Source organism: Corynebacterium sp. KPL2861 (assembly GCF_040225475.1).
GTDB lineage: Bacteria > Actinomycetota > Actinomycetes > Mycobacteriales > Mycobacteriaceae > Corynebacterium.
Genome location: NZ_JBEHFW010000014.1, coordinates 1 through 14709 on the forward strand (window position 1 = coordinate 1; position 14709 = coordinate 14709).

12 protein-coding genes are annotated in these 14709 nt (G+C 59.3%); 6 read left to right on the forward strand and 6 right to left on the reverse strand.

Annotated elements, in window-relative coordinates:
- Positions 1-709, reverse strand: a 709-nt coding sequence (locus tag ABRP84_RS10290; protein WP_349853666.1) for a fructose PTS transporter subunit IIA, incomplete at its 3' end; no start/stop codon positions are given.
- An 18-nt stretch (positions 710-727) separates the two neighbouring features.
- The gene (locus ABRP84_RS10295) at positions 728-1690 is read right to left on the reverse strand and encodes a 1-phosphofructokinase family hexose kinase (protein ID WP_349853667.1); all 963 of its coding nucleotides are present in this window, start codon (positions 1688-1690) and stop codon (positions 728-730) included.
- A 210-nt stretch (positions 1691-1900) separates the two neighbouring features.
- Here ABRP84_RS10295 and ptsP point away from each other — a divergent pair, with 210 nt between their 5' ends.
- Positions 1901-3589, forward strand: a complete 1689-nt coding sequence (gene ptsP, locus ABRP84_RS10300) for a phosphoenolpyruvate--protein phosphotransferase (RefSeq protein WP_023022713.1) — start codon at positions 1901-1903, stop codon at positions 3587-3589.
- A gap of 79 nt (positions 3590-3668) precedes the next feature.
- On the opposite strand, the gene sugR is transcribed toward ptsP, so the two are convergent.
- Positions 3669-4451, reverse strand: a complete 783-nt coding sequence (gene sugR / locus ABRP84_RS10305; RefSeq protein ID WP_023022711.1) for a transcriptional regulator SugR — start codon at positions 4449-4451, stop codon at positions 3669-3671.
- Between the two features lie 483 nt (positions 4452-4934).
- Positions 4935-5645, reverse strand: a complete 711-nt coding sequence (gene lexA, locus ABRP84_RS10310) for a transcriptional repressor LexA (protein WP_023022709.1) — start codon at positions 5643-5645, stop codon at positions 4935-4937.
- A gap of 251 nt (positions 5646-5896) precedes the next feature.
- Between lexA and ABRP84_RS10315 the strand changes: the two genes are divergently transcribed.
- On the forward strand, positions 5897-6301 hold the full coding sequence (locus ABRP84_RS10315; protein ID WP_156904616.1) for a hypothetical protein: 405 nt from the start codon (positions 5897-5899) through the stop codon (positions 6299-6301).
- Between the two features lie 205 nt (positions 6302-6506).
- A complete protein-coding gene (gene nrdR / locus ABRP84_RS10320) occupies positions 6507-6965 on the forward strand; it encodes a transcriptional regulator NrdR (RefSeq protein WP_023022704.1) in 459 nt (152 codons plus the stop codon).
- A gap of 290 nt (positions 6966-7255) precedes the next feature.
- Here nrdR and hrpA read toward each other — a convergent pair whose 3' ends face one another.
- Positions 7256-11158 carry an ATP-dependent RNA helicase HrpA gene (hrpA, locus tag ABRP84_RS10325; RefSeq protein ID WP_349853671.1) on the reverse strand — a complete coding sequence of 1301 codons (3903 nt, stop codon included), beginning with the start codon at positions 11156-11158 and terminating at the stop codon, positions 7256-7258.
- Positions 11159-11278: 120 nt separating this feature from the next.
- Here hrpA and ABRP84_RS10330 point away from each other — a divergent pair, with 120 nt between their 5' ends.
- Positions 11279-12211 (forward strand): hypothetical protein, encoded by a 933-nt coding sequence (locus tag ABRP84_RS10330; RefSeq protein WP_349853672.1) that lies wholly within the window; start codon positions 11279-11281, stop codon positions 12209-12211.
- Between the two features lie 65 nt (positions 12212-12276).
- Here ABRP84_RS10330 and ABRP84_RS10335 read toward each other — a convergent pair whose 3' ends face one another.
- Entirely contained in the window at positions 12277-13224 is a 948-nt protein-coding gene (locus ABRP84_RS10335) for a LysR substrate-binding domain-containing protein (RefSeq protein ID WP_284782100.1), read from the reverse strand.
- A 162-nt stretch (positions 13225-13386) separates the two neighbouring features.
- Between ABRP84_RS10335 and ABRP84_RS10340 the strand changes: the two genes are divergently transcribed.
- Together ABRP84_RS10340 and ahpD are read left to right on the forward strand one after the other, a co-directional pair.
- The gene (locus ABRP84_RS10340; protein ID WP_349853674.1) at positions 13387-13980 is read left to right on the forward strand and encodes a peroxiredoxin; all 594 of its coding nucleotides are present in this window, start codon (positions 13387-13389) and stop codon (positions 13978-13980) included.
- 99 nt (positions 13981-14079) lie between these two features.
- A complete protein-coding gene (ahpD, locus tag ABRP84_RS10345) occupies positions 14080-14604 on the forward strand; it encodes an alkylhydroperoxidase, AhpD family (protein WP_023022695.1) in 525 nt (174 codons plus the stop codon).
- Positions 14605-14709 lie beyond the last annotated feature (105 nt).

A 14709-nucleotide genomic window follows, 5' to 3' on the forward strand; every position in this document is an offset into this window, starting at 1 on the left:
CGTCGATGGTGGACTGCGAGACCGATTCATTATTGGACGAGCCCTGGGTTTCGACGGTGAGATCGACGTCGTCGCGCTCGCCGGCAGTTTGGGTGAGGGCATCGGCAGCCATGTAAGTGTGCGCGATGCCGGTTGGGCAGGCCGTGATGGCAACGATGCGGGTAGCTTGCGCCGAAGCACCCGCGCTTGCCGATGCCCCTTCCGCAGCCCCAGCTGCAGCCTCCGCGGTGTCCTGCTTTTTCTTCTTCGGCTTTTCCGCGTTGACGACGGCTAAAATTTCCTTGACGATTTCTTCCTTCGTCGACGCGGTGCGCAGGGCCTCTAAAAAGTCCTTGCGGACGAGGGCGCGGGCGAGCTTGGAAAGAATCTGCAGGTGGGCCTTGCCACCGCCGGCGGGGGCGGCGATGAGGAAGACCAACTGGGCATCGCCGTCGGGGCCGGAAAAATCCACGCCGCGGGAAAGTCGGGCGAAAGCTAGGGCCGGCTCGGTGACGGCCTCGGAACGGCAGTGGGGGATGGCCACGCCACCTGGCACGCCGGTGCCGGCCTTGGCCTCGCGGTCGATGGCGGGCTGGGCGAGGCCTGCGACCTCGGTTGCGCGCCCGGTATCGTGCACCAAAGTGGCGAGGTTGGTGATAACGGAATCGACGCTATCGCCAAAGTCAGCGTCAAGCGCGACGAGTTCTGTGGTGATGAGATCGGATGCCATGATGGAAGGCTCCTTTAGCTATAGAGCGGAGATGGAGGTATGGGCGGTATCGAGTTCTTCGGGACTGGGGAATTGGGTGCCGGGTTTTGCGGCCGCAGCGGTGCCATAAGCCACCGAGAGCGCGAGGGAATCTGCTGGCCCTTTCCCCTGCGTGTGCCCCAGTAGGTATCCGGCCAGTGCGGCATCACCCGCGCCAACGGTGGATTTCACCGTGGCGGGAGGTGGGGTCGCAGCCCACGCGCCGTCTGCGGTCACCAGCACGGCGCCGGCGCCGCCGAGGGTGACGAGCACTTCCTTGATGCCGCGCCCCACGACATCCCTTGCAGCCTCCACGACTAGGCTATAGTCCCCGGCCGCAGCGGCGCGCTCGAGGGCGAGGCCATCCTGGCCGGTCAGCTGCCCCAGTTCGAAACCGTTGGGTTTAATGAGATCCGGGGCGGCGGAAGCGAGCTGCTTGGCGATGCCCTTCATCGGAGCATCAGAGGTATCGACGGCGATGCGCGCCTGCGGGGCGGCAGTGCGGATCTCCTTGATGAGGTCGGTATACCAGCCGGCGTCAACACCCTTGGGCAGCGATCCGGCAAGGGCTACCCAATCGGCGGATTGGGCATGGTGGGTAAGCGTGGAAATGAGGTGGTTTTGGGTGGCATCGGAAAGCAGCGGGCCAGGGCCGTTGACCTTGGTGGTCGTGCCATCTGGCTCGGTGATGGTGGTATTGACGCGGACGCCACCGTCCATGTCCACGTGGGCGTAGGGGAGGTGGACCTCCTGGATGAGGTTGATGAAGGGATCGGCCGCGCGGGCGGGGAAGAGGGCGAGGGTTTTTCCCCCGGCGAGGTGCACGGCGTGGGCGACGTTGACGCCTTTGCCACCGGCAACCTGGGTAACACTGGCGGCTCGGTGGACATCGCCTGAGGTCAGTGGCTGATTGAGCGCCAGGGTGGCGTCAATGCTTGGGTTTGGGGTGAGCGTGAGGATCATCGAGAACTTATCCCTTTCGCAGAGTGCGTATATTGGGGGCCACACGCAGTCCGGTCCGGTTGGAACTCGCGCTTAAGCCCGCCGTTAATGTTTATTCTTGCCCGATTGTGTTGGAAAGTCAATAGAAACCGTGTGGCATACATTGCATTTCTGTTGGATTTGTGATGATCTGGAAATAAATAAGCCGCTATCTTCGAAGGAAGTATCGCCATGGAAAATACGCTTCAGTCCACTGTTAAAGGAACCGGCGTTGTCGCTGGAGTTGCCTATGCAGAAGCCGTATGGGTGCGCCCCCGCCCGGAGCTGCCTACTGAAGGAAGTATTGACCAAGAGGCCAGCAGCGAAGCCGAATACGATCGCTTCCTCGAGGCAGTCGATGTCGTCGCCGGCCGCTTGGAAAACCGCGCCGCAGCCGCCGAGGGCCAAGCCTCGGAAGTGCTGACGGCCACCGCCGGCATGGTCAAGGACCGCGGGTGGCACAAGGCCGTGCGCAAGAACATTCGCTCGGGCAAGAATGCCGAGTTCGCCACGGTGGGAGCCACGGATAAGTTCGTCACCATGTTTGAAGCGGCAGGCGGCGTCATGGCCGAGCGCACCACCGATCTGAAGGACGTGCGCGACCGTGTCATCGCCCAGCTGCGCGGCGAGCAGGAGCCTGGTTTGCCCATGGTGGAGGGCCAAGCGGTGCTTTTTGCCGATGACCTCGCGCCTGCCGATACCGCCACCCTGGATACCGCGCATATTCGCGCGCTCGTCACCGAGCTGGGCGGGCCTACTAGCCACACCGCGATCATCGCCCGCCAGCTCGATATTCCGTGTATCGTCGCCGTGGGAAATAAGCTGCGGGAGATCGAAAGCGGCACTCTGGTCTTCGTCGACGGTGCGCTCGGAACCGTGACGCTGGGTGCGGACGAGGAAGAATCCACCAAGGCGGTCGCGGAATACCGCGAGCGCGCCGCCCGCGTGGCCGAATGGACTGGGCCGGCGCAAACCAAGGACGGCCACCGCGTGCAGCTGTTGGCCAACGTGGCCGATGGCAACGCCGCCCGCATTGCCTCCGACTCGCAGGCAGAGGGCATTGGCCTCTACCGCACGGAGTTGTCGTTCCTGTCCGCGAGCGAGGAGCCTTCCGTTGACGAGCAGGCAAAAATTTACAAGAAGGTCTTTAACGCCTACCCCAATTCCAAGGTCGTGGTGCGCACCTTGGACGCTGGCTCCGATAAGCCGATTTCTTATGCCACGTTGTCCTCGGAAGAGAACCCGGCGTTGGGTGTACGCGGTCTGCGCATTGCCCGCGATAACGAGTCCCTGTTAACCCGCCAGCTGGACGCCATCGCCCAGGCCGCGGAGTCCCGCGGCGGCGATGCCGAGACTTGGGTCATGGCACCGATGGTGGCGACGTCGAAGGAAGCCCAGTGGTTTGCGGAGCTGTGCCGGGAGCGCGGCCTGACCGCGGGCGCGATGATTGAGGTGCCCGCAGCAGCGCTGATGGCGGATAAGATCATGCCGCATCTGGACTTCGTTTCCATCGGCACCAATGACCTCACCCAGTACACGATGGCCGCTGACCGCCTGTCGCCGCAGCTGGCGTACCTCACCGACCCGTGGCAGCCGGCCGTGCTGCGCCTGATCCAGCACACCTGCATCGCCGGACACGAATACAACGTACCGGTTGGCGTGTGCGGCGAGGCCGCGGCCGATCCGCTATTGGCCTGCGTATTGACCGGCCTAGGCGTCAACTCCTTGTCGGCTGCATCGACCGCAGTCGCTGGCGTTGGTGCCCAATTGGCCGAGCTGACCTTCGATCAGTGCCAGCAACTTGCCGATGCTGCCCTCAACTCCGAAGGCCCCTCCGCCGCCCGCGCCGCAGCGATGGAGCAGATAGAAAAGTTCAACTAGCGGCATAAGGTTTCGCCCTCCCTACCTCGGTGAGAAATGGCACCGGAGTAGGGAGGGCGAAGTCGTGCGCGTGCTGGAGCTATTCGCTGGCGAGCACGACGTCTATTTCGCGCTCGCGCAGGGCATCGACGAAGGATTCCGGTGCGCCGGAATCGGTGATGACGACATCGATATCTGCAATGGAGGCGAAGCTCACCAAGTAGTCGTTGCCCAATTTGCTGGAATCACACATGACCACGACCTTGTGGGCATTCGTGACGAAGGCGGATTTGATGGCTGCTTCTTGGGAATCGGCCGTCGACAAGCCGTGATCGAGGGTCAACGCATTGGTGCCGATGAAGGCGACATCGGCGCGCATGAGCGCCATGGTGCGCAGGGCGGTATCGCCGACGACGGCCTGGGTGATAGCGCGTACGGTCCCGCCGAGGAGCTGGACATCGGGAACGCCGCTATTGGCTAGCGACAGTGCGATGGGCAGGCTATTGGAGACGATATTGAACTGCGCCTGCGGGTATTGCTGGCTAATGAGCTCGGCAAAGGTATTAATCGTGGTGCCGGCGTCCAGGAATATGCTGCCGCCGCCAGGGGGAAGGAAGTCGAGCGCGGCGTGCGCGATGGCGGCCTTGGCCCCAGATGCGGAACGCTGGCGGGTATCAAGCGTGAGCTCCGCGGTCTGGAACGCTTGCGAAGCAACGGCGCCACCGTGAACGCGGTGGACAACGCCCTCTCGATCCAGTACGGCCAAGTCGCGGCGGATGGTTTCGGCAGTCACGTCGAAACGCTCTGATAAATCGGTGACGTTGACGCGACCCTCGACAGCAGTTTGGGACGCGATTTGGCGGCGTCGCTCCTCTGCGTACACGGATCCTCCTTGCTCCTCGCCTTCGGCCGAGCGTGAACTCTATTTGCGAATGCACGCGCGCGGTGAAAGCTAAATCATGTGGGGTTTCTCCCTCCATTGTGTCAAAATTCGGCGGTAATCGGACGAAAACAAAAATCCAGATTTGTTCCGTTGTCTGGTTTGAACAAAAATTGCTGGTCAGTAAGTTCTAATTCCCCTAGATGAAAGTCGGCCCTGTTAGCGCTTTACTTACGGATCCGTTATTTTGGGGGTGCTTTATCAATAGGCCCCGCGCGCTTAAGTTGGCTTTTTGGGGCGCGCTTGCGAGGCAGAAAGGCGTGGAATGCGTTAAAACTCGAACGGCCCTGCTCCCCAAGCAAGGGAACAGGGCAGCGTACGACGTGCAAAGAGCGGGTTTCAAGAAAGCGGGCGCAGAGTGCAGGCGGCGACAAGAACTGCAGGCGAAAACTCGCGTGCGGCTTGGTTAAAGTAGCTTGCCGAGGCCTAGAGCTTGCGGAACACGGATACCACCTTTCCCATAATCTCTGCATCATCGCCGTTGATGGGCGGATAGGCATCGTTGTGCGGAAGGAGCCAAACGCCAGAGGAGTCGCGGTGGAATTCCTTGACGGTGGCCTCGGAGCCATCGAGAAGCGCGGCGACAAACTCGCCTTCCTCAGCCACTGACTGTGACCGGATGATGACCCAGTCGCCGTTGAGGATGCCGGCATCCTGCATGGAATCGCCCACAACCTGCAACATATAAAGCTCGCCTCCGCCGACGACCTCGTCTGGCATGGGGAAATACGTGTCGATATTTTCCTCTGCGGTGATCGGTGCACCGGCAGCAATGCGTCCCACGACGGGAATATAAGCTACGGCAGCGGACTCTTCAGCGCTGCGGGCAGAGGTATCGGTGGCCTCTTTAGATTTACGCCCCGGTTTCTTTTCGCCGTCGTCAGTATTGAGGTGACGCACATCGACCGCGCGTGGCTTATTAGGATCGCGGCGCAAGAAACCCTTTTCTTCAAGCTGCTTGAGCTGATAGGCCACGGACGAAGTGGATTGCAGGCCTGCGGCATCGCCGATTTCGCGGATGCTGGGTGGGTATCCGCGTAGCATCACCGCATCGCTGATGACGTTAAGGATGCGGCGTTGCCTTTCGGAAAGGGAAGCGTAATCGTTCTTTGCATTGCTTGCTTTTTTGCGGCCCATGTGCGGCTCCTAGCTAGGGGTCTGAGATTCTGCGGTCGTAGCTTGAAAAGGGACTGGGTGGCAGCTGCGTGCCATAACCCATTTGTAGCACGAAAAGTACAGGCGTTCGAGATTTGCGCCGAAAACTGGACAGGTTTTCGAAAGGGTGCTATAAATCGAACATAGAATCAATCTCGAACACAGGAGCGACATTGTGCTCCTGTCGTGTCAAGGGGCCGCTTTAGACTTATTGCGGTCGTCGAAAGGAAAAAATGTCTCAACTACTTAACTCTCGCAATAACATGGTTAAACAGCACTCGGCACGTCCACAGATCGTACCTTCAGCCGCCATCTGGGATATCGATGATCGTAGGTGGGGTGCGCAGCATCCCCGCTCTGGAATAGAAAAAATTAGGACGCTAGATTCTGAATATCGAACGAATCCTAAAGAGGATTCGAATATGTGGACTGACGAATATTCGCTGCTTAATGTGGCAAACAACGCGATTGAAAAAGACGATACACAGAGTTCACGCAAAAACTACCTGCTTGGTGCTGTGTTCGGCGCTGCGGTATTTTTTGGCACGGTCGTCGGTGGATTGATGGGCACGAGCGCTGAGGCACCGACTGAACCTGGTACTTCGGTACAGCAAGTAGAAGCAGCGATCGTTAAGTAATGCATCTAGTACTTAAGCGGGCGCTGGGAAGGCTCTAGGTTGGGCGTCTTATCTGCCATCAGCTTGCCTCCTAGGGCAGGGGTGACCTTGCTCGCTTAAGGAGGCAGGCATGCGGGCAGCACGAGTCTGGAGTAGCGGCGTCCGATTCTTGGCTTGGCCTCGGGAGTAAACTAAGCCGAGAAGCTAAATTAGCGAAAGGACTAGTGTGTACTGCCCGTTTTGCCATAACGAACAATCCCGCGTTATCGACTCTCGCGTGGTAGATGCAGGCGCATCGATACGGCGGCGTCGCGAGTGTGCTTCGTGTAAAGGGCGTTTTACCACTGTGGAAAAAGCTGTACTGCTGGTCGTTAAGAGAAATGGCCTTGCAGAACCATTTAGCCGGGATAAACTCATTCGGGGTGTCAGGCGCGCTTGCCAAGGCCGAGATGTTAGCGATGACGCCCTTAAAAAGTTGGCGCAAGAAGTTGAGGAAACCGTGCGGGGGCATGGGTCTTCACAGGTTAATGCCAACGAAATCGGGTTAGCGATCCTTGAGCCATTGCGTGACCTAGACGAGGTCGCATATCTGCGCTTCGCCTCGGTATATAAATCTTTCGAGAGCGCGGATGACTTTGAATCGGAGATTCGACTGATGCGGCGACGCGATCGCGGGGGCCTTTAAACTGCGGGGGTTTAGGGCAGGCTCGAAGCAGCTTTAACTGGGGTTTTGGGCCCATGATTTTGGTGAGGCCGCCTAATTCTGACGTCACTGGCGGCTGAGAGAACAGATTTCCTTGTTGGTGACTGGCAGCGGTTTCTTGCCGACAGTGGTGCTTGGGCGCAAGCAGTGCTTGGGCAGCAGATGTGGCTGGGCAGCAGCTTTGGCTAGCTGGTGGGGTTTGGCCGGCCAACCAGCCAGCGATGGTGGGAGCGGAGCTCCCGGCGAGTGCCGGGAATGCGGTGATAGGAACGTCAGCGCAGCTTATCCACTGCCTTTTGGATTCTCCGCAGGGACACTGCGTGCGCCGTGCCGAGGCGCTGGGCAAATAGGGAGACCCGCAGTTCCTCGATCATCCAATGAATGTCCTTGACTTCGCGCGTCTTTTCGCGGCCCGCAGGGAGATTTCGTAGCCGGTTTGCAAGATAGGCCTTGGCATTATCGACTTCGGCCTGACGGTCGGCATCGCGATCCGGATCGAGCGACATGTCCTCCAGGCGGATGCGCATTGCCTGGATATAGCGGGGAAGGTGGCGCAGGTGCGTGGCTCCGTGCACGGTGATGGCATTCGGCGGAAGAAGGAAATTAAGTTGCTTTTCCATATCGTCGATGGCGGGACCGTCCCACTGGGAAAGCTCGGCACGGAGGTTGGAGTACTCAGCCAAGCCAGGCGCGATCGAGACGATTGATTGCCGCACGCGGCCGGGAACCTGCGGCTTCACGGTATCCTTGAGCTCGGAAAACGCTTCTGGCGAGCGCACGGGGCCGCCGGCTTCGAGCATGAGGTCGCGGATTGCTGCGACGCGGGCGTCATTGACCAGCCCGTCGGCCCCGCCATGCGGATAAGAATCCACGGCGACGCGCTGCTGCAAGGGAAGCCCCTTGACCATTTGCGCGGTCGAGACGGAAATCTCGCGCATCAAAAGCGTGAGGGTGGTGGTGACCATGGCGGCATCGGCAGCCGCCTTGGTGGGATGAACCTTAAGCTCCACGCCATCCTTGGTGGCCACCAGCGCTGGGTAAGCGGTGACCTCGTGGCCATCGACGGTGGTGGTGACGGTCTTGTCAACGGTGCCGAGGGTATCGTCGGTCCATTCGCTGACCGCGGTGGATTCGGCTGTCCGGCTTACCCGCGATACGGACGATTTAATGTGGCCAGCCTGGCGTTCGCGCAGGGCGGCAAGGTTCCTATCGGAATCGATGATGGTGCCACGCTTGTCGATGGCCGCGTAATTCATCCGCAAATGTTCCGGCAGCTTGTCCGGTTGGAAATCGGAGGAGTTGATGCCGTGGCCGCCGAGCTCGCGCAGGACATCGGCAAGTTGCTGGGTAAGGGGGCCTTCGAAGGGGATGAGGCGTTCCATGGCGCGCTCGGCAAATTCCGGCGCGGGCACGACGGTGCGCCGCAGAGCCTTGGGAAGGGAACGAATAAGCTCGTTGACGAGCTCGAACCGCAGGCCGGGGACGAGCCAATCGAAGCCCTCGGTATTGAGACCGGCAAGCATGGGAACGGGAACCATGACGGTGACGCCATCGAGGGGATCGCCGGGTTCGAATTTATAAGTCAGCTCGTAATCGATGGAGCCCTTGCGCCAGTGATCGGGAAAGGAGACTTCGGTGACGTCGTGGGAGTCATCGACAAGCGTGGCTGGATCGAAATTCAGCAGATCGGGTTCCTGGCGGCGCTTTTTCTTCCACCAAGAATCGAAATGCCGGCCCGTGGTGACCTTGTCTGGAATGCGCTGGTCATAGAAATCAAAGAGGGTATCCTCATCCACGATGAGACCGCGGCGGCGGGCCTTTTCCTCGTATTCTGCGGCCTCATCAAGGGCCTGCGCATTTGCCTTGAGGAAGTCGTGGTGCACGTTCCACTCGCCGGCAATAAGGGCGTTGCGGATGAACATATCGCGCGCAGCGACGGGATCCACGCGGTGGTAGGGCACGGTGCGATCCGCAACGATTGGCACTCCGTAGAGCGTGGATTTTTGGTGCGCGATGGCGGCCGCGCGCTTGCGGGACCACGTGGGATCGGAATAGTTGTGCTTGAGCAGGTCCGCGCCGAGCTTTTCCACCCACGACGGATCGATGGCGGCAACGTCGCGGGCCCAGAGCCGAGAGGTTTCGACGAGCTCAGCCGCCATGAGGAATTCGGGCGGCTTTTTGGCCAAGGCGGAGCCTGGAAAGACGAGGAAGCGGGTATTGCGCGCGCCGTGGAACTCCTTGGAATTGCCGTCGCGGGCGCCGATATTGGATAGCAGGCCAGAAAGCAGCGCGATATGAATATCGTCGGAGCGGCGTTCGGTGCCTTCTTGGTAATCCCACCCCAGCTGCTTGGAGACGTCCTTGAGTTGGCGGACCAAGTCGAACCACTCGCGGATGCGCATATAGTGGAGGAACTCCTGCTTCATGCGCTTGCGGAATTTATTGCCCGATTGCTCATTGCGGGTCTGCTTGATGTAATCCCACAACTTCAGCATGGACAAAAAGTCAGAGGTCTTGTCCTTAAAGCGCGCGTGCGCCTGATCGGCTTGCGCTTGGTAGTCCAGCGGACGTTCGCGCACATCTTGGATGGTCATGGCGGCAACGATGACGATGACATCGTGGAGGCAGCCGTTGGTATGGGCCTCGATAAGCATGCGCGCCATGCGTGGATCGAGTGGGATGCGGGCCAAGTTGCGGCCGGTTTCTGTTAGCTTAGGCTTCTCGTGCTTATCCTGGAGCGCCCCGAGCTCGTGGAGGAGGTTGAGGCCATCGCGAATGGCCTTGAACTCGGGTGGCTGGAGGAAGGGGAATTGCTCGATTTCGCCGAGCTTGAGCGAGACCATCTGCAAAATGACGCTGGCCAGGTTGGTGCGCAGGATTTCCGGATCAGTAAATTCCGGGCGGCTTTGGAAGTCCTGCTCACTGTAGAGGCGGATGGCGATGCCATCGGCGACGCGGCCGCACCTACCGGAGCGCTGGTTGGCAGAGGCCTGAGAAATGGGCTCGATGGGCAGGCGTTGCACCTTGGTGCGCGTGGAATAGCGCGAGATGCGCGCGGTGCCGGTATCCACGACGTAGCGGATTCCGGGTACGGTCAGCGAGGTTTCGGCGATATTTGTGGCCAAAACGATGCGCCGCCCGCGGTGATTGCTAAATACGCGGTGCTGTTCCTGGTTGGATAGGCGCCCGAAGAGAGGAGCGACTTCGACGTTTTTCCATTTTTTGGCCTCGATGGCTTCCATGGCATCGCGGATATCGCGCTCGCCTGGGAAAAAGCAGAGGATATCGCCGTCGCCTTCTGCCATGAGCTCCTCGATGGCTTCGGTTAAGCCATCGAGCGGGTCTTGATCCACCAGCTTTCCACCGGCCTCGAATTCGAGGGGACGGTAGCGAATCTCCACCGGATAGGTGCGCCCGGATACCTCGATGATGGGTGCAGGGGTGCCATCGGGCTGGGCGAAGTGCTCGGCAAAACTTTCCGGATCGATCGTCGCGGAGGTGATAATCACCTTGAGATCGGGCCGCTTGGGAAGAATCCGCTTGAGATACCCCAAGAGGAAGTCAATATTCAGTGAGCGCTCGTGCGCCTCATCGATGATGATGGTGTCGTATTTATTAAGGAAGCGATCGCGCTGCATTTCTGCTAGCAGAATGCCGTCCGTCATAAGTTTCACCGCGGTGGTATCAGAGACCTGGTCATCGAAGCGGATGGCGTAGCCTACCGATTCCCCGATATCTTGGTCCAGCTCGGAGGCGATGCGCTCGGCGACGGTCCGCGCGGCGATGCGGCGCGGCTGCGTATGGCCGATAAGGCCGCGGCGGCCCCGGCCGATGTCGAGGCAGATCTTAGGGATCTGCGTGGTCTTACCAGAACCAGTTTCGCCGGCAATAATGACGACCTGGTTTTCTTCAATAGCGGCGGCAATATCGTCCTTGCGGCCACTGACCGGTAAGGAATCGGGATAGGTGAGTTGGGGCACGGCGGCATCGACAAGCGCGAGGCGATCTGCGGCAGCCTGGATATCCTGGCCGATTTCGCGCAGGGCCTTGGGGGCACGTGCCTTCGATAGACGGCGCCGGAAGCTGCGGGCCTCAGCGATGGTTACGTTTTCTAATGCTGCAAAAAGTTCATCGCGGCTAGGGGCCTGCGAAGTAGTGGTTTCATGCTTTGTCATGGCTAATTTATGAGCTTACCCCGGTTACGTGGAGTGGAAAAAGTTGCTATTGTGAAAATACTTACCAAACGATACTTTTCTCGTTGCGCCCAACCCGAATACAGAAGGAAGGCACCGCTGATGAATGACAATAAATCCGGGGGAAATGACGATTTTCCGCGCTATGAACCGACTGACCACCCAGAAGACCAGCCGAGCTACGGAAGCCTGCCTTCCTACGGCGGCAGCCACGAGAGTGGCAGCTACGAAAGCTCCGGCAACCAAGGATATGCGGGCTACCAAGCACAGGACAATACCGTAAATCCTGGCGGTTTTACCGGAAAGCCCTCGGCCATTGATTCGATTTCTTGGGCCTTTCGCACGGTATTTAAGAACTGGAAACTATGGATCCTTGGTGCCTTGCTCGTTGGCGTCATTGTCGTAGCTATCTCCGGCGTGAGTATGGCCGTTGCTCCTTCAGAGGGTGCGGATGCCTCCGGTGCGGGATCCATTGTGCAAATCGTGTCCTACATCATCACGGTCGTCGTTAGCTTGTTGGCGATGCGACTGGCGCTCTTCCAGATTGATGATCCGCGCACTGGATGGAGCTATGTGGGCAAAGACGTGCGGTGGTGGCAGCCGCTGGTGATTATGATCATCATCGGCATTATTACCTCGGTAGTCATGTTCATCTTCGTTGGGGGCTCGATTTTCCTCGGCCCAGACGCGGGCGCCGACGCCACCGAGGAAGAGGCGTTAGAGGCCATAGCGAGCTTTTTCGGAGTCTTAGCTGTAGTGTCTCTCATCAGCCTATTCATCCAACCGCTTTATATGCTGATGCAGTGGTTTGCTGCCGACGGTGACGGGATTGGCCAAGCCATCAAGAACGGATTTAAGGCCGGTAAGGGAAACTACGGCCAGCTCTTGCTGCTGACGGTGCTCAACGCGCTGATTGTGATTGCCGGCGGCATCCTGCTCCTGGTTGGCTTGATTGTCGCCGTACCGGTTACCTTACTGGCTACGGCTTATTTGTTCCGACAGTGCGCAGGCCGCGCGACCAGCCAAGCTGCGTAAGCGCTTTACCCTTATTTAAGGCCACCGAGGCATTGCTCCGGTGGCCTTAAACGTGCGTGGCGATTTTAGCCCTCCAGCGAGCGGGCGAGGGCATTTTCATAAGCAGCGGTAATCAGGGTGCCGAATTCGCGGAACTCTTCACTGCGTGCGGCAGAGGAGCGGAAGACGAGGCCGATTTCGCGCTCAGCGGTGACATCGGGGTCAAAGTAGGCTATGCCGAGGTTCTTGCCGTGGCATTCGGTGGCCAAAGCGGACTTGGGGATAAGGGTGCAGCCGAGCCCGCCCATGACCAACTGCATAATGGTGGTCAGTGATGAGGCGCGCGTGACGGAATTCGTTGCCTCTGCCGGGTTGACGTGGGCGTGCCGGCAGAGATCGACGATTTGGTCGCGGAGACAGTGGCCATCGTCAAGCAGCAGCAAATCCAAGTCCCGCAACTCCGCAACCTGGACGTCCGTACGCCCGGCGATGGGGTGATCGGGCGGGCTGACGATGGCGAAGTCCTCGGTGTACAGCGGGCTGTCGACCATGCCCGTGGCCTCTGAAGGCAAGGCGAGGACGGCTAAATCGAGGTTGCCGTTGCGCAGGCGCGCGATGAGGTGCTGGGTTTGCTCCTCCACAAAGCGCGGCTCAAGCTCCGGGTAGGTCTCCGTAATCTTCGCCAGCAAGTCCGGGAGGATATACGGGGCGATGGTTGGGATGACGCCAATGGTCAGCGGGCCGGACAGGGTGCCGTGGGCGCCGCGGGCATGTGCGAGGAAGGTATCGGCGGCCTCGAGGGTGGATTTGGCATAGGGCAGTAGGGTTTCGCCGGCCGAGGTCACGATGACCTTGCGGGTGGAGCGCTCGATGAGTTGCACGCCGAGCCCCTGCTCGAGCGCCACCAGCCCCTGGGAGAGGGAAGGCTGAGAGATCTCCAGCTTGGCGGCAGCGGTGCCGAAGTGCTTGTTTTCCGCCACGGTGACAAACGTGCGCAGCTGGGCAAGTGTTGGTCGATACTCTTTATTATGCATGCCTATCACTCTAACATTTATCTATAGGATTAGCTATTGACGTGACCGAAATTAATGGTATTGTCTTTGGTGTTGGGCCGGAGAGGGTCCGGCCCGTGGTCCTCGGTACGGGACTGTCGGAAATTTGAAAAAGATTACCCTTTTAAGAAGGAGTTGAAGAACATGCCTATCATGACCGTTGGCGAAAAGTTCCCAGAATTCGACCTCACCGCCCTGACCGGCGGCGACCTGCACGACGTTAACGCTAGCCAGCCAGAGGACTACTTCGAGCAGGTTTCCTTAGACAAGTACGAGGGCAAGTGGAAGGTCGTCTTCTTCTACCCCAAGGACTTCACCTTCGTTTGCCCGACCGAGATCGCTGCCTTTGGCAAGTTGGACGAAGAGTTCCAAGACCGCGATACCCAGGTGCTGGGCGGCTCCACCGATAACGAGTTCGCTCACTTTAACTGGCGCGCAACCCACCCGGACCTGAAGGAAGTTCCTTTCCCGATGTTCTCCGACGTGCGCCACGACCTGATCCGCGCACTGGGCGTAGAAAACGCTGACGGCGTTGCTGACCGCGCAACCTTCATCATCGACCCAGATGGTGTTATCCAGTTCGTCTCCGTTACCCCGGACGCTGTGGGACGTAACGTTGATGAGGTCCTGCGCGTTCTCGACGCCCTGCAGTCCGAAGAGGTCTGCGCCTGCAACTGGGAGAAGAACGACCCAACCAAGAACATCGACAAGATGGATGTCGTTCAGTCCCAGCTTTAAGCCTTAGTTATCAGTAGGTGCTTTCCCCGCCGTTCTGGCGGGGCACGCACTTGCCTTGCAATTTAAATTACTGAGAAAAGATTTAGAAGGAGAAAAACTGTGTCTATCGAGAACTTGAAGTCCTCGCTACCCGAGTACGCCAAGGATCAGAAGCTCAACCTCGGCGCGCTGACCCGCACGACTGAGCTGAATGAGGAGCAGCTGTGGGGCACCCTGTTGGCATCGGCTGCAGCGACCCGCAATGACACCGTGATTTCTGAAATCGCGGAAGAGGCGCAAGAGCACCTCTCCGAGGAAGCTATCAACGCCGCTTACGGCGCTGCCACCGTGATGGCAATGAATAACGTTGCTTACCGCGCCAAGGGCTGGTTGGGCGATGACTACGCACAGGTTAAGTTTGGTCTTCGGATGAACTTCATCTCCAAGCCGGGCGTGGAGGACGCGAACTTCGAGCTGTGGAATATCGCCGTTTCCGCCATCAACGGCTGCGAGCACTGCTTGGGCGCACACACCCAGAAGCTCAACGATACTGGCGCGACCAAGGAACAGGTCTGGGAGGCCATCAAGGTTGCTTCTGTCATTCAGGCAGTCGCACAGGCCGTTCAGATTGAGGCTGCACGCTAAAAGCGCTGCTTAATCGCCCTTTAAACTAAGCCACCCCCGCGCGCTGTTTGACTCGGTGTCCCCCACAGGACGCTGGGTGCAGCGGAGGGGGGTGGCTTAAGTCGT